General features: G+C 58.6%; 17 protein-coding genes, 4 tRNA genes and 1 pseudogene. 9 read left to right on the top strand and 13 right to left on the bottom strand.

The features are described 5' to 3' along the window. Positions 1 to 65 precede the first annotated feature (65 nt). From PSH65_RS10960 to gltX, 4 genes are all read right to left on the bottom strand, one after another. Positions 66 to 141: transfer RNA gene (locus PSH65_RS10960), tRNA-Ala, on the bottom strand. Between the two features lie 53 nt (positions 142 to 194). Next, positions 195 to 270 (bottom strand) — tRNA-Glu (locus PSH65_RS10955). 79 nt (positions 271 to 349) lie between these two features. Continuing rightward, positions 350 to 425 (bottom strand) — tRNA-Ala (locus PSH65_RS10950). Between the two features lie 189 nt (positions 426 to 614). Continuing rightward, positions 615 to 2096, bottom strand: a complete 1482-nt coding sequence (gene gltX, locus PSH65_RS10945; protein WP_305426218.1) for a glutamate--tRNA ligase — start codon at positions 2094 to 2096, stop codon at positions 615 to 617. 252 nt (positions 2097 to 2348) lie between these two features. On the opposite strand from gltX, the gene PSH65_RS10940 reads away from it, so the two are divergent. Continuing rightward, a complete protein-coding gene (locus PSH65_RS10940) occupies positions 2349 to 3431 on the top strand; it encodes a transposase (RefSeq protein ID WP_305426217.1) in 1083 nt (360 codons plus the stop codon). Between the two features lie 63 nt (positions 3432 to 3494). Beyond that, positions 3495 to 3647, top strand: coding sequence for a hypothetical protein (locus PSH65_RS10935; protein ID WP_305426216.1), 153 nt, complete (start codon positions 3495 to 3497; stop codon positions 3645 to 3647). Positions 3648 to 3785: 138 nt separating this feature from the next. Here PSH65_RS10935 and uvrB read toward each other — a convergent pair whose 3' ends face one another. Continuing rightward, positions 3786 to 5801, bottom strand: coding sequence for an excinuclease ABC subunit UvrB (gene uvrB / locus PSH65_RS10930; RefSeq protein ID WP_008007189.1), 2016 nt, complete (start codon positions 5799 to 5801; stop codon positions 3786 to 3788). 336 nt (positions 5802 to 6137) lie between these two features. Here uvrB and PSH65_RS10925 point away from each other — a divergent pair, with 336 nt between their 5' ends. Together PSH65_RS10925 and PSH65_RS10920 are read left to right on the top strand one after the other, a co-directional pair. Continuing rightward, complete coding sequence (locus PSH65_RS10925; RefSeq protein WP_305426215.1) at positions 6138 to 7334, top strand: amino acid aminotransferase; 1197 nt, start codon at positions 6138 to 6140, stop codon at positions 7332 to 7334. 170 nt (positions 7335 to 7504) lie between these two features. After that, positions 7505 to 7705 (top strand): hypothetical protein, encoded by a 201-nt coding sequence (locus PSH65_RS10920; protein ID WP_305426214.1) that lies wholly within the window; start codon positions 7505 to 7507, stop codon positions 7703 to 7705. Here PSH65_RS10920 and PSH65_RS10915 read toward each other — a convergent pair. After that, on the bottom strand, positions 7702 to 7932 hold the full coding sequence (locus tag PSH65_RS10915) for a hypothetical protein (RefSeq protein ID WP_019649343.1): 231 nt from the start codon (positions 7930 to 7932) through the stop codon (positions 7702 to 7704). The two genes, PSH65_RS10920 and PSH65_RS10915, sit on opposite strands and share 4 nt — an antisense overlap. 225 nt (positions 7933 to 8157) lie before the next feature. On the opposite strand from PSH65_RS10915, the gene PSH65_RS10910 reads away from it, so the two are divergent. Further along, positions 8158 to 8233 (top strand) — tRNA-Asn (locus PSH65_RS10910). 208 nt (positions 8234 to 8441) lie between these two features. Here the strand turns inward: PSH65_RS10910 and PSH65_RS10905 are convergent. Continuing rightward, positions 8442 to 9959: a nucleobase:cation symporter-2 family protein gene (locus PSH65_RS10905; protein WP_305426213.1), complete on the bottom strand. Its 1518-nt coding sequence runs from the start codon at positions 9957 to 9959 to the stop codon at positions 8442 to 8444. Positions 9960 to 10190: 231 nt separating this feature from the next. On the opposite strand from PSH65_RS10905, the pseudogene PSH65_RS10900 reads away from it, so the two are divergent. After that, positions 10191 to 10460: pseudogene (locus tag PSH65_RS10900) on the top strand (hypothetical protein); the annotation flags it as partial. 81 nt (positions 10461 to 10541) lie between these two features. Here PSH65_RS10900 and PSH65_RS10895 read toward each other — a convergent pair. The 4 genes from PSH65_RS10895 to PSH65_RS10875 all read right to left on the bottom strand — a co-directional run bounded on the left by PSH65_RS10895 (position 10542) and on the right by PSH65_RS10875 (position 16836). After that, the gene (locus PSH65_RS10895; protein WP_305426211.1) at positions 10542 to 11381 is read right to left on the bottom strand and encodes an arylamine N-acetyltransferase; all 840 of its coding nucleotides are present in this window, start codon (positions 11379 to 11381) and stop codon (positions 10542 to 10544) included. 113 nt (positions 11382 to 11494) lie between these two features. Beyond that, positions 11495 to 12289, bottom strand: a complete 795-nt coding sequence (gene xth / locus PSH65_RS10890) for an exodeoxyribonuclease III (protein ID WP_305426210.1) — start codon at positions 12287 to 12289, stop codon at positions 11495 to 11497. A gap of 100 nt (positions 12290 to 12389) precedes the next feature. Beyond that, entirely contained in the window at positions 12390 to 14960 is a 2571-nt protein-coding gene (locus PSH65_RS10885; protein ID WP_305426209.1) for an EAL domain-containing protein, read from the bottom strand. A gap of 304 nt (positions 14961 to 15264) precedes the next feature. After that, positions 15265 to 16836: a diguanylate cyclase gene (locus tag PSH65_RS10875; protein ID WP_305426208.1), complete on the bottom strand. Its 1572-nt coding sequence runs from the start codon at positions 16834 to 16836 to the stop codon at positions 15265 to 15267. A 232-nt stretch (positions 16837 to 17068) separates the two neighbouring features. On the opposite strand from PSH65_RS10875, the gene PSH65_RS10870 reads away from it, so the two are divergent. Next, positions 17069 to 17713 (top strand): HAD family phosphatase, encoded by a 645-nt coding sequence (locus PSH65_RS10870; protein WP_305426207.1) that lies wholly within the window; start codon positions 17069 to 17071, stop codon positions 17711 to 17713. A gap of 157 nt (positions 17714 to 17870) precedes the next feature. Here PSH65_RS10870 and PSH65_RS10865 read toward each other — a convergent pair whose 3' ends face one another. Next, positions 17871 to 18536: a ribonuclease T2 gene (locus PSH65_RS10865; RefSeq protein ID WP_305426206.1), complete on the bottom strand. Its 666-nt coding sequence runs from the start codon at positions 18534 to 18536 to the stop codon at positions 17871 to 17873. Between the two features lie 144 nt (positions 18537 to 18680). On the opposite strand from PSH65_RS10865, the gene PSH65_RS10860 reads away from it, so the two are divergent. After that, positions 18681 to 19163, top strand: a complete 483-nt coding sequence (locus PSH65_RS10860; RefSeq protein ID WP_305426205.1) for a hypothetical protein — start codon at positions 18681 to 18683, stop codon at positions 19161 to 19163. A 3-nt stretch (positions 19164 to 19166) separates the two neighbouring features. Here PSH65_RS10860 and PSH65_RS10855 read toward each other — a convergent pair whose 3' ends face one another. Then, complete coding sequence (locus PSH65_RS10855) at positions 19167 to 20918, bottom strand: murein L,D-transpeptidase (RefSeq protein WP_305426204.1); 1752 nt, start codon at positions 20916 to 20918, stop codon at positions 19167 to 19169. Positions 20919 to 20999: 81 nt separating this feature from the next. On the opposite strand from PSH65_RS10855, the gene PSH65_RS10850 reads away from it, so the two are divergent. Beyond that, complete coding sequence (locus tag PSH65_RS10850) at positions 21000 to 21704, top strand: murein L,D-transpeptidase catalytic domain family protein (RefSeq protein ID WP_305426203.1); 705 nt, start codon at positions 21000 to 21002, stop codon at positions 21702 to 21704. Positions 21705 to 21742: the final 38 nt, after the last annotated feature.

The raw sequence follows: 21742 nt of genomic DNA, 5'->3' as shown, positions 1-21742 counted from the left end.
CAACTGATCAGTGCTGAGAGCTGATCGATTCAAGGCCGGTGTGGCCAGACCTTGAACTGTAAAATTGGTGGAGCTAGACGGGATCGAACCGTCGACCTCTTGCATGCCATGCAAGCGCTCTCCCAGCTGAGCTATAGCCCCGGATTTTTCGCCTCGCGGCGGAGCGACATCTTGCAACATCGCTTCTGTAAAACTGGCGTCCCCTAGGGGACTCGAACCCCTGTTACCGCCGTGAAAGGGCGGTGTCCTAGGCCACTAGACGAAGGGGACGCAAACCCTTCTATACAACTGATCAACGCTGAGTGTTGATCGCTTCAAGGCCGGTGTGGCCAGACCTTGAAGTGTAAATTGGTGGAGCTAGACGGGATCGAACCGTCGACCTCTTGCATGCCATGCAAGCGCTCTCCCAGCTGAGCTATAGCCCCTCATCGCTGAGGACGGGGCGAATCTTAATGGCGCATCGGAAGGCTGTCAAACTTATTTTTAACAATTTCCAAAATTTTTTGCCCACATAACAATCACTTACCGCCCTCCCCCCGTAAATTCGGGGGAAGTGCCGAAGATCAGGATCAAAAGATCGCAGGCTTCGGCAGCTACTACAGAGTCAAACGCTGTCAGGCAATCGCGCCCAGAAGCTTTTCCCACTCCTTGTTTTCTTTCTTCGACACGCCGCCCAGCAGGTCGATAGCCTGGCGCAGACGGAAACGGGTCAGGTCCGGACCGAGGATTTCCATCGCATCGAGTACCGACACCGAGCTGGCCTGCCCAGTGATGGCGGCAAACATCAGCGGCATGGCATCACGCAGCTTCAACTCGAGGGACTCGACCACCGCCTGGATGGTTGCAGTAATGCTGTCTTTCTCCCACTGACGCAGGCTCTCCAGCTTCCACAAAATCAACTGCATCAACTGACGAACCTGATCACCCGAGAGTTTCTTGGATTCGAACAACTTGGCGTCCGGGTTCACGCCACCGGCGAAGAAGAAGCCGGCCAGCGGTGCAACCTGGCTGAAGGTTTCAACCCGGCCCTGCACGTGCGGTGCGATCTTCATCATGTATTCAGGGTTCAGCGCCCACTTTTGCAGACGAGCGGCGAACTCTTCCACCGGCAAGTCACGCAGCCACTGGCCGTTGAGCCACGACAGCTTCTCGATGTCGAAAATCGGACCACCCAGTGAGACACGGCTCAGGTCGAAGTTGTCGACCATTTCCTGCAGCGAGAACTTCTCACGCTCGTCCGGCATCGACCAGCCCATGCGACCCAGGTAGTTGAGCATCGCTTCCGGCATGAAGCCCATGCGCTCGTAGAACGTTACCGAGGTCGGGTTCTTGCGCTTGGACAGCTTGCTCTTGTCCGGGTTACGCAGCAGCGGCATGTAGCACAGCTGCGGTTGTTCCCAGCCGAAGTATTCGTACAAGAGGATCAGCTTCGGTGCCGATGGCAGCCACTCTTCACCGCGCAAGACATGGGTGATGCCCATCAAGTGGTCATCGACCACGTTGGCCAGGAAGTACGTCGGCAGGCCGTCGGTCTTCATCAGCACTTGCATGTCCATGCGGTCCCACGGGATCTCGACGTCGCCACGCAGCATGTCAGGCACCACGCACACGCCTTCGGTCGGCACTTTCATGCGGATGACGTGTGGCTCGCCAGCGGCCAGGCGGCGCGCGACTTCATCCGCAGAGAGCAACAGCGCACGGCCGTCGTAACGCGGGGTTTCTCCACGCGCCATTTGCTCGGCGCGCATCTGGTCCAATTCTTCGGCTGTGCAGAAGCACGGGAAGGCATGACCCATGTCGACCAGTTGCTGGCAGTACTTCTGATAGATGTCGCCGCGCTCGCTCTGACGATAAGGACCGTGCGGGCCGCCGACGTCCGGGCCTTCGCTCCAGTCGATACCCAACCAGCGCAGGGCGTCGTAAATCTGCTGTTCGGACTCGCGGGTCGAACGCAGTTGGTCGGTATCTTCGATCCGCAGGATGAACTCACCGCCATGCTGCTTGGCAAAGCAGTAGTTGAACAAAGCGATGTAAGCGGTACCTACGTGGGGGTCCCCGGTAGGCGATGGCGCGATGCGAGTGCGGACGGTGGTCATGGCATGTCTCGAAAAGAATAAAAGCGAAGATCAAACAAGAGGCGAATGGTAACAGGCGATAGCGGCCCGGCTCTAGTCAGCAGGGCATATAAGCCAATATTGCCTTGGGGGATCTACCAGGAGGTTGCAGGCAGGGCTGAAGGCTTGGGAAGCGCGCAATGGATATTTGTAGTGTTCCGGCGGGCCTCATCGCGGCATAGGTATCTACACATCTCCCGATCCTGGTCTATAAAGGGACGGCATGGATATCAAATGACCGGGCTAGATGCCCGACTGACAAAACGATACGACGAGTTAGTCATGGGACACAGTAATGGACTACCGGCGCTGGCCGCCGGGATGAAAGCCTTGCCGCGAAGCGACAAGGCTTTTGCACAGACGCAAGCCCTTTGGCGATTTTTGAGCAATGACCGGGTTCGGCCCGTTGACCTGGTTAAACCGCTGCTGGCGCTGGCCCACGAGGGTTGTCGGGATGACTGTGATGATTACGCGCTGGTCATGCACGATTGGTCTCGGCTCAATTACATGCACCACCACAGCAAGGCTGATCGCCTGCAAATGACCCACCGGGGCGACATCGGTTACGAGCTGCAAAGCAGCCTGCTAGTCACCGACCGTGACGGTGCACCGATCTGTACTCCCGCTCAAAATCTGGCGACCAAGGACGGCGTGCTCAGCACGCGAGCCGAAGAAGTGCTGGTCCCTGAGAAGCATCTGCATGAACTGACACAACGTATCACTTGGCTGGAACAGCAGAATTTTGCCAAGCCGCTTGTCCATATCGTGGATCGAGAGGCTGATTCGGTCGCTCACCTGAGGCAATGGCAGGCCGAGGGTCGGCAATGGCTGGTGCGAGTCAAGGCCGGTTCCACGGCCAGTCATGCAGGTCAATCGAGGGCCCTGAGTCAAATTGCTCGCGAGATGACCTACCGCAAAACTCGCAAGGTGGACTACAAAGGAAAACCGGCCATTCAATGGGTGGGAGAAACCGCCGTCGTGCTGACTCGCCAAGCCCAGCCTTTCACCAAAGACAGGGCCGACCGCAAGACGCTGCGCAAGTCTGGTGAGCCGTTGCCGGCCCGGCTCGTCGTGAGCCGAATACTGGGAGCCGATGGTCACCTGCTGGCCGAATGGTATTTGCTGAGCAACCTTGAGCAAGAGGTCGCAGATGAACGATTGGCGCTCTGGTATTACTGGCGCTGGCGTATCGAGTCCTACTTCAAACTGCTTAAAGGGGGTGGGCATCAGCTGGAAAACTGGCAGCAAGAGAGCGGTGAAGCGGTGTTCAAACGGCTGTTGATCGCAGTCAGGCATGTGCTGTCAGTTGGCGTCTGATGGGCTAAGGGGGAGTTCGCTGAGCAAACACGGGATTTTTTGGTCCGTCTGTCTGGTCGACAGATGAAGCGCTCGCAGCCGGTGACGGCTTCCGCGCTGCTGGCCGGTTTATACATGCTTTTGGCCATGTGCGAGACATTGGAACAATACACGCCCCAGGAACTGGCGGGTTTTGCTAAAGAGGCCATCGGCTGGGTGGCCAGCCGAAGACTTTAGAGATGTGTAAATACCTATGCTCATCGCGGGCAAGCCCGCTCCCACAAGAATTGAGGGTATTCACACAATAGGTGACCACCTACAAACCCTGTGGGAGCGGGCTTGCCCGCGATGAGGCCCGCCCATTCATTGCATATCTCAAACCGCGATCAACCGCTCCCGCAACTTGCCGATCTCGTCGCGCAACTGCGCCGCGGCTTCGAACTCCAGATCGCGGGCAAGCTGGTACATTTTCTCTTCCAGCTGACGAATGCGTTTGCTGATCTCGCTCGGCGAGCGCAGTTCCGCCTCGTACTTGGCACTTTCCTCGGCGGCCTTGGCCATGCCTTTGCGCTTCTTGCTGCGCGAACCCGGTACGACCGCGCCTTCCATGATGTCGGCGACGTCTTTGAACACCCCCTTCGGCGTGATGCCATTGGCCAGGTTGAAGGCGATCTGCTTGTCGCGACGACGCTCGGTTTCGCCAATCGCCCGTTCCATGGAACCGGTGATGCGATCCGCATACAAAATCGCCCGACCATTGAGGTTGCGCGCCGCCCGGCCGATGGTCTGGATCAGCGAGCGCTCGGAACGCAGGAAACCTTCCTTGTCCGCGTCAAGAATCGCCACCAGCGAGACTTCCGGCATGTCCAGGCCCTCACGCAGCAGGTTGATCCCCACCAGCACATCGAAGACACCGAGACGCAAGTCCCGGATAATTTCGACCCGCTCCACGGTGTCGATGTCCGAATGCAAATAACGCACGCGCACGCCATGGTCGGCCAGGTAATCGGTCAAGTCTTCGGACATGCGCTTGGTCAGCGTGGTGACCAGTACTCGCTCTTCCAGGGCCACGCGCTTGGTGATTTCCGAAAGCAAGTCATCGACCTGAGTCAACGCCGGACGGATTTCGATTTGCGGGTCCACCAGACCGGTTGGGCGCACCAATTGCTCGACCACTCGGCCGGCGTGTTCCGCCTCGTAATTGCCCGGCGTGGCCGAGACAAAAATCGTTTGGGGACTGATGCTTTCGAACTCGTCGAAACGCATCGGCCGGTTATCCAGGGCCGAGGGCAAACGGAAACCGTACTCCACCAGCGTTTCTTTCCGGGAACGGTCACCCTTATACATGGCGCCGACTTGCGGCACGCTGACGTGGGATTCGTCGATCACCAACAAGGCGTCCGCCGGCAGGTAGTCGAACAAAGTGGGCGGCGCCTGGCCGGACTCACGGCCCGACAGGTAGCGCGAGTAGTTTTCGATGCCGTTGCAGTAGCCCAGCTCGAGGATCATCTCCAGGTCGAAACGGGTGCGTTGCTCAAGTCGCTGAGCTTCCACCAGTTTGTTGTTAGAGCGCAGGTATTCCAGGCGCTCCTGCAATTCGACCTTGATCCCTTCGGTAGCTTCGAGCAGGGTTTCGCGCGGCGTCACGTAATGGCTCTTCGGATAGAAGGTGAAACGCGGCAGTTTGCGGATGACCTCACCGGTCAGCGGGTCGAAGGCGGACAGGCTCTCCACTTCGTCATCGAACAGCTCGATGCGGATCGCTTCAAAATCGGATTCCGCCGGGTGGATATCAATCACATCGCCGCGCACCCGGAAGGTTGCCCGGGCGAAGTCCATGTCGTTGCGGGTGTATTGCAGGTCGGCCAGGCGACGCAGCAGCGCGCGCTGGTCGAGCTTGTCGCCGCGATCGACGTGCAACACCATCTTCAAATAGGTTTCCGGACTGCCCAGACCGTAGATGCACGACACCGTGGTGACGATGATCGCGTCCTTGCGCTCCAGCAGCGCCTTGGTCGCAGACAGCCGCATCTGCTCGATGTGGTCGTTGATCGAGGCATCCTTCTCGATAAAGGTGTCGGACGACGGCACATAGGCTTCGGGCTGGTAATAGTCGTAATAGGACACGAAGTATTCAACGGCGTTGTTCGGGAAGAACGCCTTGAATTCGCCATACAGCTGCGCGGCCAGAGTCTTGTTGGGCGCCAGCACCAGCGTCGGGCGCTGTATCTGGGCGATCACGTTGGCGATGCTGAAGGTCTTGCCCGAGCCGGTCACACCGAGCAACGTCTGGTGCGCCAGCCCGGCCTCAATGCCCTCGACCATCAGGCGGATGGCTTCCGGCTGATCGCCGGCGGGCTCGAAGCGAGTGACTAGCTGGAATTCAGACATAAATACCTCTGGGTTCGCATCTGCACGGCTGACCGGGCACGAACGAGAAAGACCGCAAACGACCGATGTCGCCCGAGGAAAAAACTGGATTGTGCTCAATGTGGAGCCGATTGCCACCGCTTTCAAGGCAAACGTCCTACATCGGGTAGAACCTTTGACGACATCACTCGACCAACGATCGAAAAATAATTCGAAAAACTTACCGTAAAAGCCGAATCGCCTGTCGCCATCAATCGCTGATGGCCTCTATACTAGCTCCCCGTTTGTGCACCGCTCTAGTGCATTCGGCTGGAGCGCGACACGTCCCTCCACACTCCATTCAGAGCCGCCGCAATAATGAGCCTGTTCTCCGCTGTCGAAATGGCACCACGCGATCCAATCCTGGGCCTCAACGAAGCATTTAATGCCGATACCCGTACCAACAAGGTCAACCTGGGGGTCGGTGTTTACTGCGACGAGCAGGGGCGAATTCCACTCCTGCGCGCCGTTGTCGAAGCCGAGACGATTCGCGCCGCTCAACACGTTTCCCGCGGTTACTTGCCGATCGACGGCATCGCCGCTTACGACCAGGCGGTGCAGAAACTGCTGTTCGGCAACGATTCGCCGCTGATCGCCGCTGGCCGGGTCATCACCACCCAAGCCGTCGGCGGTACCGGCGCACTGAAAATCGGTGCCGACTTCCTCAAGCAACTGCTGCCGAACGCTGTCGTTGCCATCAGCGACCCAAGCTGGGAAAACCACCGCGCGCTGTTCGAAACCGCCGGTTTCCCGGTGCAGAACTATCGCTACTATGACGCCGCGACTCACGACGTTAACCGCGCCGGCCTGCTGGAAGACCTGAACGCTCTGCCGTCCGGCTCCATCGTTGTGCTGCACGCTTGCTGCCACAACCCGACTGGCGTGGACCTGAGCCCTGCTGACTGGAAAAACGTGCTGGAAGTGGTCAAGGCCAAAGGCCACGTGCCATTCCTCGACATGGCCTACCAGGGCTTTGGCGACGGTATCGATGAAGATGCCGCAGCCGTGCGCCTGTTCGCCGAATCGGACCTGACCTTCTTCGTTTCCAGCTCGTTCTCCAAATCCTTCTCGTTGTACGGCGAGCGCGTTGGCGCCCTGTCGATCGTCAGCGAATCGAAAGAAGAAGGCGCTCGCGTGCTGTCGCAAGTCAAACGCGTGATCCGCACCAACTACTCCAACCCGCCGACCCACGGTGCAAGCATCGTCGCCGCCGTGCTGAACAGCCCGGTACTGCGCGCCCAGTGGGAAGAGGAACTGGCAGAAATGCGCCTGCGGATTCGCGGCATGCGCACCCAGATGGTCGACCTGCTGGCGAAAAACGCTCCACAGCGCGATTTCAGCTTCGTCGGTCGCCAGCGCGGCATGTTCTCTTACTCCGGCCTGACAGTTGAGCAGGTAACCCGTCTGCGCAACGAGTTCGGCATCTACGCCCTGGACACCGGCCGCATCTGCGTTGCCGCGCTGAACCAGAGCAACATCGACGCGGTGACCAAGGCCATCGTTCAGGTGATCTGAGTCTTTGCGTGAGATGAAAACGGGAAGCCATAGGGCTTCCCGTTTTTTATTTGTCTTTGATAATTCCCAGTTCGGCGACCGGTCGCTCTAGACTGCACGCAGATCAAAAATGTGGGAGCGGGCTTGCTCCCACAGGTTATGAGTACACCCGAGAATTCTTGAGAACCCACATGAAAAACGATGACCTACGCGCCGACCGCGACGAGCTGGACCACTTCGTGCCCCGCTCCTCGACCAAACGCGGTAATAACCTGGTGCTGCAAGTGGCTGCGGGCGTGTTCCTTGGCGGCCTGGCGTTGTGGCTGGTGCAACTGAGCGCCACGATGCTGTACGCCAAGCTGATGCTCGGCACCATTACCTTCGGCGGTTAGGCCAGTTCGCTCGCGCGCTGGCTGGCCGCATCGTCATAGGCCACATACAGCGACTCGGCCACCTGGCTTTTGATTGCCTTGGTGCTTTCCAGGCCCAGAACAAAACCTTCGGCCTTGCCGCCTGCGCGGTTCAATTCGTCAGCGGTGCTGGCCTGAGTGATGGCGTCGAACAGTTTTTCGGCGTGCGGGCCAACGCCTTTGGGCAGGCTGATCTGAGCGATGCTCATGCGAACACCCCGCTGTTTTGAGGTGTGAGGGTTGGGTGATTCATGGCGCATACCTTTTCGGCTGAGGGCCGGCAGCGCGTGTCACCACTTCCGGGCGACCATGGTAGACCTCTACCGCGATTCTGGTAACCGCCAATGGCCGATAACCCCCTCTGATCCGATGAAAACATCAAACTGCCAACAGAGACTTGACTTCTCTTTTTGAATCAGTAACATAGACGCCATTCCGCGATAGCTCAGTTGGTAGAGCAAGTGACTGTTAATCACTGGGTCCCTGGTTCGAGTCCAGGTCGTGGAGCCAGACAGCAAAATCGAAAAGCCCCTGAATCGAAAGGTTCAGGGGCTTTTTTGTGCTCGCCATTAAAGTCAAAAGATCGCAGCCTGCGGCAGCTCGCCGGTCGCGTTTAATTTCGACCGTATGCGATCCGTTTCATACGCGACGAAACGGATCATGAGCTGCCGCAGGCTGCGATCTTTTGATCTACCTGCCTTTTTATCGGGTACCGCCGTCAGACATGTTCACTGCTTTTCGCATGCACCGCCCGCGGCTCGGCATGCCCATGTTCCGCCTCCACCACCGGAATCTCATTCCCGTCGCAGTCACGCAGTTTACCTTCGCTGAAGTAATCCCCTTCCCGCAATGCCGCTAGGTCCTGATAACGCAAGACGCGTTCGGTACCGGCTGCAAACACCGATTGTTGATCCGAGTTGCCGGCGGTGAGGTGGTTGAAGGTCAGGTTCAGCACGATGGCCATGATCGCCGAGGAGCTGATGCCCGAGTGGAAGATCGTCGCGAACCAGCTGGGGAAGTGGTCGTAGAAGTTCGGTGCGGCGATGGGGATCATGCCAAAACCAATGGAGGTGGCAACGATGATCAGGTTGACGTTGTTGCGGTAGTCGACCTTGGACAGCGTCCGAATGCCACTGGCCGCCACGGTGCCGAACAGCACGATGCCGGCACCGCCGAGCACGGAGGTCGGCACGGCCGCGATGACCCGGCCCATGAAGGGCAGCAATCCGAGCACCACCAGGAACACACCGCCGGTGGCCACCACGAAACGGCTCTTGATCCCGGTTACCGCCACCAGCCCGACGTTCTGGGCGAAGGCGCTTTGGGTGAAGGAGCCGAAGATCGGCGCGATCATGCTCGACAGCATGTCGGCGCGCAGGCCATTGCCCAGGCGTTTGGAATCGACTTTGGTATCGATGATTTCACCAACGGCCAGAATATCGGCGGAGGTTTCCACCAAGGTCACCATGACCACGATGCACATCGACAGGATCGCGGCGAAGTGGAACGTCGGCATGCCGAAATGGAACGGTGCCGGGAAGCCGAACATCGGGCCTTGAGTGACGGATGAGAAGTCCGCCATGCCGAGGAACACCGCAATGACTGTGCCGATGACCATGGCCAAGAGGATCGACAAACGGGAGATGGTCGCACTGCCGACCTTGCTCAGCAGCAGTACCAGCACCAGCGTCACCGCCGCCAAACCGATGTTCGCCATGCTGCCGAAGTCCGGGGCATGGCTGTTGCCGCCCATGGCCCAGCGCGCGGCCACCGGCATCAGCGTCAGGCCGATAGTGGTGATCACAATGCCGGTCACCAGCGGCGGAAAGAACTTGGTGATTCGCGAGAACACCGGCGTGATCAGCAAACCGATCAGCGACGCGGCAATCACCGCCCCGAGAATCGACTGAAAGCCGCCCTCCCCACCACTGCTGACAATCGCCACCATGGTCGCAACGCCGGAGAACGACACGCCCTGAACCAGCGGCAACTGACAACCGAAAAACGGTAAACCCAGGGTTTGCAGCAATGTCGCCAGCCCCCCTGCAAACAATGAAGCAGCAATCAACAAACCGATGTCTGCCGGCGAAAGCCCGGCAGCCTGACCGATGATCAAAGGCACCGCGACGATACCGCCATACATGGTCAGAACGTGTTGCAGTCCGTAAGCCATATTCGCGCCGATCCCGAGATTCTCATCCTCAGGCCGTTGGTGTGAAACATGGGGCGTTTTCATGGTTGGGGGGTTCCCTGGTTTTTGTTGTGCGCACACTGTATGCAATAGTCAGGACAAATGTCTATAGAGTTGTATACAACTAAACAGTCAAATTATGGACATGTGTCCATGCCGCCCTTTTGCCCACGGCACCTCCAACCTAAAACGCTTGCAATACACCCTTCCTCCCCTTTCCCTCCCCACCGCTAATCTTTTGCTTTCCAAGCGACCGCCGGCACGGACGCCCCTCGCTTCATGCTTGATGATGTCGTCATAGAGACCGCGCGCGCTCTGGCGGAAAGCGAGGGGTATGGCTACCAGACGGTGATCAACAATACCCTGCGCCAGGCATTGCTCAGCGATAAAGGCAAAGTGGCGAAGCCCGATCAGAACGCTGCTGTTACAAATGTCGGGCATTTCAAAAAAGGCATCACCGCCTCCGAGCTGAAAAGCCTGGAGAAAAAGTTGTCAGAGGCCCTCAGCGAAATCCATCACGTGATGGAGCTTGAAGTTCGATCCTAGCCACAAAACCAAAACACCCACGCCTGGATCGACCAAAAGCAAAGGGGACGAACTGATCAAATCCGCCCCTTTGCGTGGTGCTCAATTTGCCTGCGACACAGGCTCAATCAACCGCTCAAGCACCCGCTTCAACACATCCTGCGCCGGCACTCGAATCCCGAATTCACTTTCCAGTAACCCGATCAATTCCTCAGCGTCCGTCACCTCCCGCCGTTCGCTCTCACCGCCCATACGATGAATGGCAAAGCTGCCGTTCATCAATGTGCGTCGCCATCCCTCCCCCGTCCGCGCCACCATCAGTTGTTTCACGAAGGACGATTCGGGATGGGTCGATACGTACCAGTTGCCGAGGGTGTAATCGATGTCTTCCTGACGTTGCAGATCGAAGATGTATATCGCCCGCCATTCACCGCCGACGTTGGCACGCAGGGTATAGCCGTCGGCGTGCGGTTCGATGCGATAGGGTTCGTGAGGGGTGGACTGCTCGGCTTCGGTATCCAGCATCAGCGGTGCGGTGGGCACCATGCCGCCGAAGCCGACGTCGGTGATGTAGCGCACGCCGTCGAGGGTCACCAGACTCAAGCGGTGCGTTCGGGCGGTCCATGCGCCTTCAGGCTGGCCCATGACCACGCGACCGGTGATGCCACGTGCGTCGAAGCCCAATGTCTGAAGCAAGGCCAGGAACAGGTTGTTGAGTTCGTAGCAGTAGCCACCGCGACCGTCATGCAGGACTTTCTGTTCTATGGACGGCAGATCGATGAGCACCGGCTTGCCCAATAACGTGGTGAGGTTTTCGAACGGGAAAACACCCGTGTGGCGCAGTTGCAGTTGGCGCAGGGTTTCCAGGGTCGGCGCCGGGGGCGCATCGAAGCCCAGGCGTTGCAGGTACAGCGCAAGATTTGTCAGTCGTGTCTCGCTCATCGCTCAATCCTTTATGCAGAGGTCCGCGGATCGCTCCGCCGATGGGCGCCATGTATAAGGGATAACACGGTCGGACTGACAATTGATTTAGCCAATCGCCGCACGCGCCAAGACTATCGCCGCTTGCGCGAACCCAATCGAATCCATGTCGGCGCATGATCGCTGGCATGAGGTTCGTTGCGAACCCAGGCATCGACGCCAGCCTCTTGCAGGTAAGGACTCAGTGCCGGGTTGAGCAGCAGATGATCGATGCGCAACCCCGAGTTTTTCTGCCAGTGCTGCCGGAAATAATCCCAGAAGGTGTAGATCCGCTCCTCTGGATACAGATAACGCAGGGAATCGGTCCATCCCTGGTCCAGCAGCCGCTGATAACACGCGCGACTCTCAGGTTGCAGCAGCGCATCCTTGAGCCAGGAGCGCGGGTTGTAGATGTCCAGATCGGTGGGCACCACGTTGTAATCGCCGGCCAGCACCACCGGATGGTCGCTGCTCTGCAGGTCCTTGGCGTGCGAGATCAGCCGCTCGAACCACGCCAGTTTGTAATCAAACTTCGGCCCTGGCTGCGGATTGCCATTGGGCAGGTACAGACAGCCCACCAGAACCCCGTGCACGGCAGCTTCCACGTAGCGGCTATGGGTATCGCTGTCATCACCCGGCAAGCCGCGCCGGCTCTCCAGCGGTTGCGCATCGCGCGCCAGAATCGCCACCCCGTTCCACGACACCTGGCCGTGCCAGACGGCGCCATACCCGGCCGCCTCCAGTTCGGCGACGGGGAATGCGCCGTCGACCGACTTGAGTTCTTGCAAGCAGGCGATGTCTGGCTGCTCCCGCGTAAGCCAAGCCAGTAAATTCGGCAAGCGGGCGCGCATGCCGTTGACGTTGAAGGTGGCAATTTTCAGGTTCTTCATGATCCGACGCTCGCAACGGATTGGGTGGTATCCAGTTGTGACCGGGGTGCGCCACGGCAGTTGCCGCGGCGAGCGAAACAGGCGACTAAAGGCGCGAGACTTACAGCGGATGATCGTCCCATGATGCCTTGAGCAACGGCAGCAGTGCATACCTGTCCACCGGGCGACTGAGGTAGAACCCCTGCACTTCATGGCACTGGTCCGAGATCAGGAAGTCCAGTTGCTCCAGCGTCTCGACACCTTCCGCGGTCACGGTCAGCCCCATGGCTTTGCCCAGGTTGATGATCGCCTGCACCACGGCACGGTCGTTGCTGCCGTTGCTCATGGACGCAATGAAGCGCTTGTCGATCTTGATCCCGTCGAACGGATACGTGCGCAGGTAACCCAGCGAAGAATAACCGGTACCGAAGTCGTCCATGTTCAACCGCACGCCCAACTCCTTGAGCGCATTCATGGTCGCCAGGGCGCCGTCGACGTCGATGAGCATCACGTTTTCAGTGATCTCCAGTTCCAGCCGACTGGCGGGCAATCGGCTCTGGATCAACGCCTCCCGGACATCCTCGATCACATCGCTACGAGCAAACTGCACCGGCGACAAGTTGACCGACACCATCATCGCACCAGGCCAGGTCAAGGCCGTCGCGCACGCCTCGCGCAACACCCAGCGCCCTAATGGCACGATCAGATCGGTCTGCTCGGCCAATGGAATAAACGCGTCGGGGTTCAACAAGCCTTGCACCGGATGCTGCCAGCGCAGCAGCGCTTCGACCGAGACGATCTGCTTGCCATCGACGTGATAACGCGGCTGGTAATGCATCACGAATTCGTTGTTCTTGATCGCCTGACGCAGGTCGCTTTCCAGTTGTCGGCGGTGCTGGATCTGATCGTTCATGTGCGCCGCAAAGTAGCACCACGTCTTCTTGCCATTGGACTTGGCCTGATACAACGCGATATCGGCACAGCGAATCAGCTCATCCGGAAGATGCCCCTGGCGCCGACTCAAGGCGATACCGATGCTCGCACCGATGTGCAGCGTGTGGTGATCGTAATGGATCGGTTGATGCAGGCTGTCGAGCAAGCGCTCGCAAAACCGGTCGATTTCCGCATGGCTGTCCATGCCGTGGAGTACCAGCACGAACTCGTCGCCACCCAATCGGGCAACCAGATCGATGTCCCGCGTGCACTCGCGCAAACGAATCGCCACTTCCAGCAATACCGCATCGCCGGCCGGATGGCCGAGGGAATCGTTGATCGGCTTGAAGTTATCCAGGTCGATCATCAACAACGTCAACGCCACCGATTGCTCTTTCAGTGCCAACGCGTCTTCGAGGTAGCGCGCCAGTTTGTTGCGGTTTGGCAAGCCAGTCAGTGCGTCGTGCATCGACAGATGCTGGATCTGCGCATGGGCGGCGACTTCATCGGTGATGTCGCTGGCCGTCCCGCGAAACCCCAGTACCGCGCCCTTGCGCTGGATCGGTCGCGCCGACACCCGGCACACCCGCTGCTGCCCCGACTGATCGCGGTAGGAGCAGCGCAAGTGGCTGACGGCTTGCTCTTCATCGAGTTTATTCAGCCACAGCGACAAGGGCGTGGTATCGCAATTGAGCAGTTGCTCGATGTTCTGCCCCAGCCATTGTTGATCGGAAAATCCGGTGACGGTGCTGAAACGCCCCGACAGATAAGTGATGCAGTGCTGGTCGTCGATTTCCCAGATCCAGTCGGACGCGGCTTCGGCCACCGCACGAAAACGTTCTTCACTGGCTTCCAGCGCCTGGTTCGACAAATCGAGGCTGGTATAACTGGCATCCACATGCCCGGACGTGCGCAGGACATAACGAAAGAAGTAAGCGGTCAACAACGCCAGAATCAACAGCGCTCCGCCCAGCGGCGGCAGCAGCGACCAGAGCAATTGGTGGCCCGGCTGCTCAAGCCGGGAGACCAGGCTGTAACCCGTGCCTGTCAGAGCGACGGCTGGCTGACCGGGAACAATGGCGTCGTCGGCCGTCAGGCTCAAGTCATGCAAACCGTAATCGGTGTTCAAGGCGTTGAGCTTTTCAGAATTCAATTGATCGACATATATCAGCACTGAGGTGCTCTTGGGATCGACCGCCGGGCGTTCGTCATTGGGCACGATCGCGGCTGCCGTCAACAGCGCCGGTTTGCCTTCGAACAAGGTGTACCGGCTGACCGCCTCGATGAGGCTCTCCTGGCTTTGAACCTCGTCTATCAGCGTCGCCATCGAGGTCGACAGATAGGTTGTCGCTTGATCCTGAACCAGCAGCCCGCGCACCGTGGCGTATTTGGTTCGCTGACCATCAATCACAAAAACCCCGTCGTAGTGATCGATGGTGAACAGGGTTTTACCCATGTTCTGCTCGACGTAGGCCCACTGCACATCAACCTTGTCGTTCAGATGGTCGTAGGCGGTCGTCCAGTTGGCGTAACTGGCAATGTAGTTTTTCGAGGCGGTGATGCGGTTCTCAAGTGCGCGTTGCGTGTAGAACGTGGTTTTGTTCAGATCCTGAGCATCGAGCCGTGCGGCAATGCTGAACAGGGCCACCAACGCGATCAATACCCCAACGACAAACAGCAGGCCGATGACGAACATCAGGTTGCGGGTAATCGGTGTATGACGCGCAGGTGCAGCGGTGGTAATGGAAGTCAAATCCATGCACTTGTTCCTGTCAATCGATCGCCTTATCGGGTGAGGCCGGCGGGGTCTGGTCTGTCGTCATGACAGCCAGGCTCTCCACTGACCATAGCAGCCATGCTCGGTCGCCGCCCCTGAATAACGCAAGTCATTGCCGCACTTAAAAAACCGAACACATGGCTATGCCATCGATCAGTTAACGTGCAAAACCTGTGGGAGCGGGCTTGCTCGCGAAAGCGGTGTGTCGGGCGACATCGATGTTGACTGTGCCGCCGGCTTCGCGAGCAAGCCCGCTCCCACATGGATTGCACTTAACTGACTAGCATTAGCGGTCCGAGCGCATCAGCGCTTCGACACCTCCTTCCATGGACAATACCGCCGAACGATTTCGCCCCGAATGCTTGGCCTGGTACAACGCCGCATCCGCGCGTTTGATCAACATTTCGGTACTGTCGTGCCCTGTCGGCACAAACGAATAACAGCCAAGGCTGACCGTCACGTAGCCCGTGGGTGAGCCACTGTGGATGATGTTCTTGTCCATGACGCTGCGGCGGATCTGCTCGGCGATCGTCAGCGCACCCTGGATGTCGGTGTCGGGCAGCAACACCGCAAACTCTTCACCGCCGTAGCGCACCGCCAGATCGGCACTGCGGTGGCAGCAATTCTTCAGTGCCCGCGCCACTTCGGCCAGGCAATGGTCCCCCGCCACATGACCGTAGGTGTCGTTATAGCGCTTGAAATAATCGATATCGAGCATGATCAGGCCCAGCGGACTCGACCGCCGGGCTCCGCGCCCGAACTCGATCTCCAGCGCCCGCTCGAACAATCGACGGTTGGCCAACCCGGTCAGGCTGTCGTGGGTGGCGATCAATTCCAGGGTTTTCTGCGCCTCGCGTAAATCCGCCTCAATGCGCTCGCCCGCGCGCACCTGATGAATGAACACCCAACCGAACAATCCCACACCGAGGACAACCAGGGCGACGATCACACTGGATCGAATCGCCGTGTCGTACCAGTCCTTGAAGATCGCGTCTTCGGAAGATGCCGCCGCGACCAACACAGGATAGGCATCGAGCTGACGGTAGCCATACAACCGGACGATGCCATCCACCACCGAACTGATCATGGCGTTGCCCGATGTCGCGCCGGGCAAGAGCGCTTTAAAGATCTCACCCTGCGCCAATGATGTGCCGATCTGCGATTCCACAAACGGCCGTCGCGCCAGCAGTGTTCCATCGGTCAATGCCAAAAACATCGCGCCGTTGTCATCGATGCTGAAGCTTTTGAAGAACTGATCGAAGTACGACATCTTGATCCCGGCCAGCAACACACCCTGGAAATTGCCGTCCTGGTCGTTCACTCGCCTGGAAACCGGAATGATCCATTCGCCATTCTCCCGACTGCGAATCGCCGGTCCGATGTGTGCCAGGGACGATACGTTCTGCTGGTGAAACCTGAAGTATTCGCGGTCCGCTACACCTGGGCCACGGGGCAGATTTTCGGACGACGTCACGATCCATTGCCCCTGCTTGTCAAACAGAAATATCCCGTGCAATTGATGCAGCGCCTGCACCCGCCGCGCGAAGGTTTTCTGCAAGCGTGGCGTCTGGACAGCGTCGAAACCCTCAGCCTGAATCCAGTCCACCAGACTGGTCAGCACCAGATCGGCCTTCATGAACGTGTCTTCGGCCTGCTGCGCCATGGCCCGGGTCAGGTTCGACGAAGACACCTCGGCCAACGCCAGATCGTGCCGACGCGACTGCTCCAGTTGCAGATAAAGCAGACCACAAAGGCACAGGCACACGGCAGCAATGAACAGCGCCGCAGCTTTGAGCAGGGGCAGCCGCTTCAAGGCCCCCTCGGGCGCGGGGTGCGGATCGGGAATGGGGATAGGCAAAAGCGAGTCCTGAGAGGGTAAGGCATGGGCAGAGGCCCAAAACCCTTATTCTTTGTGAGCTTAGTCTACGGGGTTGTGTGGGGCAATTGCGCCAGGTTTACAGAGACCGATTTACCCCCGCGAGTGAAATACGAAAACCCTCTCTGCTAGGATGAAAAACCTCAGGAGCCTATCGAACACTTCGATATCGGCTGCCGCGCCGCCCCGGCCCGTTTACCCAAGGAGGAAAAACATGAGCGCTGCGCACCACCCTGCCCCCATTGACACCGTTGTGTTCGATCTTGGCAATGTCCTTATCCGCTGGAACCCCAGAAACCTTTACCGAAAGTTGTTCGGTGAAGACCTTGAGGCCATGGAAACATTCCTCTCAGAGGTCTGCCACACCGCCTGGAACGAACAACAGGACCAAGGCAGAACCTGGCAGGTGGCGATTGAGGAAGCCATCGCCCGACATCCCTCCCAGGAGGTATTGATTCGCGCCTACCGCGAGCGCTGGGAAGAAATGCTCGATGGGGCCATCGAAGAGACGGTGCACATCCTCGATGAACTGCACGCCAAAGGCATGCGGTTGTTGGCTCTGACCAACTGGTCCGCCGAAACCTTTCCGATTGCCCGTGAGCGCTTTGAGTTCTTACAGAAATTCGAAGGCATCCTGGTGTCGGGTGCCGAGGGCATAATCAAGCCTTCGCCGGAGATTTTTCAGTTGCTGCTATCGCGGTTCGACGTTGATAGCCGCCGCGCGGTGTTCATCGATGATCATGCGCCGAATATTGAAGGTGCACGCCGGGAGGGATTTCATGCGGTTCAGTTCTTCAGCCCGGAACAATTGCGCGAAGAACTGGTGGCGCTTGGGTTACCCGTACAGTCAGCGAGATGATACTGAACGGCTACATTGCGTTGCGTAAATCGGCTTTTCGTAGGAGCCAGGCTTGCCGGCGAAGGCGCTCTTAAGGACGCCTTCGCCGGCAAGCCTGGCTCCTACATTGTCCGATTCGCGCCAGTTTTTTTTCAAAGCCGTTCCGACAGCCAATCCATCACCGCGAAGGTGGAACCCGAATTTCCCCGGCCCGGCATTGCGTCTTCACACCCTTCCCGCACGCGCCGAACCCCAGGTCCTTGCCCATGCACACCCGCACTTCCGACAACTCCGGGCCATTGCAAATCACGGCAATGCCATTGGCCGGAATCCCGGGGTTGCTTTGGCGGAACATCTGCGCGATTTCCTGGGCCTGGAAGTAATACGAAGTGCTGAACGGTTGCAGCTTCTCCGGGATCTTGACCGCACCGAGCGCCGTGTCGGACGCGTTCAGGTAACCCATGGCGCCTAGGCCGCTGCACGTCCCGTGCTTGGCCCATTCGTGTTCGAGCAGCTTCTGGGTCGGGAACAAGGTCAGGCCCTTGGCGTTTTCCGCCGGCGACAAGGTCACCCTCGGCGGGCAGGACTCCGGCCAGCCGCCCTTGGCGTATTGTGGCCAGAGACCGTGAAGCACGAAGCCGTAGCCTTTGCCGGAGCATTGCGCATCGTCTTTGTGGGTCAGGCAGAAGGTCGGCGACCAGGAGAGCGTCAGCAAGTAGTAATCGAACACCCCCGCGACCGATTCCTCCTGGACTTTGCTGCTCTGGGTTTCGCGGGCGCCGCTCAGGCCGATGTTGCCGAAGGTCAGCGCGATCAACGCGACGATTGCGTAAAATTTCTTCATTACCCACTCCTTGGGATGATTGATCTGGCCGTAAAGGGCCGAAGAATGGTTTTGTCACGCGGGTGTTTCAATCGCATGACGCAAGGCAAAACCGCATGATCTTGAAGGAGCTACGATTAACTGACATCACGACAGGAAATCGAAATGAGTAAAGCAGACGAGCTCGCCGAGAAGCTGAAACAATCCCGGCAAACCAGTGCCGACGCGACCATCGCCGACCAGGCCATCGACAGCTGGCCCGCCCAGGTCTATGAGCTGTATCACCAGATCGAAGCCTGGCTGCAGCCACTGATCGAAGTGGGCCTGAAGCTGCGACGCAATTCCACTCACGTGTTCGAGAGGGCACCGGACGGGGCGAGTTACGATTACGCCATCGACCAACTGCTGATCGAAGGCAACCACCACAGCATCACCTTCGACCCTGTCGCTCGCTTCACCGCCGACGGTGCCGGGCGAGTCGAGATTCACTCGTCAGGCAAGGAGCTCGCCCTGTTGCGCACCGTGAGCGAACACGGCCAGACGCAGTGGTGGCTTCAGGCGATCGAGCAATCCGGACAACAACCGGATGCGATCGCCCTGACGGAACACAACCTGCTCCTGGCGGTGCAAGAAGGGCTGGGGCTTTAAGCTTTAGAGCTTGTTCTGCCCCACCGCCATTGAGGGAGGCGCTGCTCGCCTCCCGTCCAGCGTTGGCCGTTCCGAAGGCAGGTTCAGCGCCCGCAACACCGGCTTATCGTACCCATACACATCGGGTTTGAACGTCACTCGCCCATCAAGACTCAGGTCCACCGTCCAGTAAGCCAACAACACCGGCACTTTCACGGGGAGCCTGATGTTCTCTGTCTTGCCGTTGGCTAACTGCTTTTGAATCCCTTCGCTGTTCCAGCGAACCGGGTCGTTGAACAACAGCTCCACCAATTGCAGCGGGTTTTCGACCCGAATACAGCCGGAACTGGTCGCGCGATTGGATTGCGCAAACAACTCGCGATGGGGGGTGTCGTGCAGATAAATCGCATAGTCATTGGGAAAGCGAATGACCACCTGTCCCAGCGAGTTATCCGACCCTGCATCCTGACGCAGCGTAAGGCCGCGCGGGTTGTCCCAATCGACGGTCAACGGGTCGAGCACATTGCCTTCTCGATCGATCACCCGAATCCGGTTTGCATTGAGATAGCCAGGATTGTTGCGAATCTTCGGCAGCATATCCTTGACCAGAATGGTCGGCGGCACGGTCCAGGTCGGGTTGAACGTGACGTAGGTGATCTCCGATTGAAAAATCGGCGTGCTGCGATACGGTTTACCCACCTGCACCCGGGAGCGCCATATCAGCTTGCCATCGCGATAAAACGAAACCTTGTACCCGGCGATGTCGACGATGACAAAGGTGCCCTGAAGTTTGTACAGCAGCCACCGCGCCCGCTCCATGTTCACACGGACCTGGTCGATTCGCGCCTCGACCGGCACATTCAGCGCCGCGAGTGTCGCCGGCCCCGCCACACCATCCGCCCCGAGGTATTGCTCGGCCTGATACTTCTTCACCGCCGCCGTGACGGTGTCGTCGTAGTCGGAGCGCGCGTTCATTTTCGCGGTGAGATACCCCCCCGCCACCAAACGGGCTCGCAACTGCGCAACAGAGGCGTCGTCCATGCCGGGCCTGAGCGTCTGCCCTGCTGGAATCTTTGGCCAGCCACCACTGTCGCGAACCCTGCGCAGTTGCGCCAGGCCCTGCCGCAACGTGCCATAAATCGCTTCTTGTGGCGGCGCCTGGGCGAACGCGCGGGCGACGTCATGGCTGTCGAGGGCGGTGAAGAAAAGGTTGACGTCCTCCCGGGGGTCGATGCCGACCGGGTCGAAATTCCAATGGATGTCCAGCCGCGAAGGATCGACCTTGCCACGTCGCAACTGCAGCAGCGCGGTGATAAACGTCTGGGTCGCCGAGATATCAAAAGCCGCTCGTTGCCCGGGGGTTGGCTCAGTTGTCTGCATCGAGTTTCTGGCCGTGACCAGTTCGGAAATTCGAAAATCCTCGGGGTCCAGGCCATCAACCCCGGTGTCACTCAGGCTTTTCAATAACTGGACGACATCGTCATCGTCCGTCCAGGCAGCGCGATAGCCCCGATGGCTATAAAAATCCAGCACTGCTCGGTTAACGTCGACCCGTTGATGACGCGGCGAGGTGAGCAGCGGGGGAAATGCCGAACTCAATGGCGCCAGTGCCGCCTGAATCGCCTGACCGACGTAATCGCCAGGCGCGGCATCCGCGACCACGCTAACGGGAGATGGCGGCTCAATCGGCGAAGTTTGCGCAACTGCCATGCCGCTTATCAGAAAGCCCATAAAAAATATGCGGCTTATGACGAATAACCTTGTTAATTGCCCCATGGATAATCCTTAATCTCCCGTTTTCAACCGGCTAGCGTCGTGCGCGCTGCTAGACTCGAAACAATCAGATGAGACTTGCGTATGGCCCTAGACCGCTGCGGCTTTTTAATAACGGCCCTGTTGCTGACCGCGTGTACTTTACCGGCAGCCTACGCCGATTCGCTTGAAGCCGCGCTGATCAAAGCGGCCCCCAATGCCAATGCCAAGGTGATTGCCCTGGCCGTACGCGCCTCTCAATGCAGCCGGACCCAAGGCACGGCCCCGGCGCAAAGACTGGCAGTCATCGATTACTCCCTACCCTCGACCGCGCAACGTCTTTGGGTATTCGACCTTAAACAACGCAAATTGTTGTTCCATGAGCTGGTCGCCCACGGTCGCAACAGCGGCGAAAACATGGCCCGCCAGTTCTCCAACCGCAATGCCAGCTTCGCCACCAGTCTGGGTTTGTACCGAACCCAGTCCAGCTATGTCGGGCAGAACGGTTATTCGTTGCGCATGGAAGGTCTGGAGCCGGGTTTCAACGACAATGCTTTCGAGCGGGCGATCGTTATTCATGGCGCGCCGTATGTCAGTCCTGATCTGGCGCGAGCGAATGGCCGGATCGGTAGAAGCCTGGGTTGCCCGGCCGTGAGGCCTGCGATTGCGCATCAGCTGATCGACTCGATGAAGGATGGGCAGTTGTTGTTTTCCTACTATCCGGATCAGCGTTGGTTGAAGTCTTCTTCGTATATCAATTGCGGTAACGCGACCGTGGCGGACTCGTCCAAGCCGAATAGAAGTCACTAAATACAGCGTGAAACTGTCAAAACTGTAATCTTGGCCTC

This window comes from Pseudomonas sp. FP603 (assembly GCF_030687415.1).
Lineage (GTDB): Bacteria > Pseudomonadota > Gammaproteobacteria > Pseudomonadales > Pseudomonadaceae > Aquipseudomonas > Aquipseudomonas wuhanensis.
Note: the sequence above shows the minus strand (reverse complement) of the source record. Positions and strands in the feature narration are given on the sequence as shown.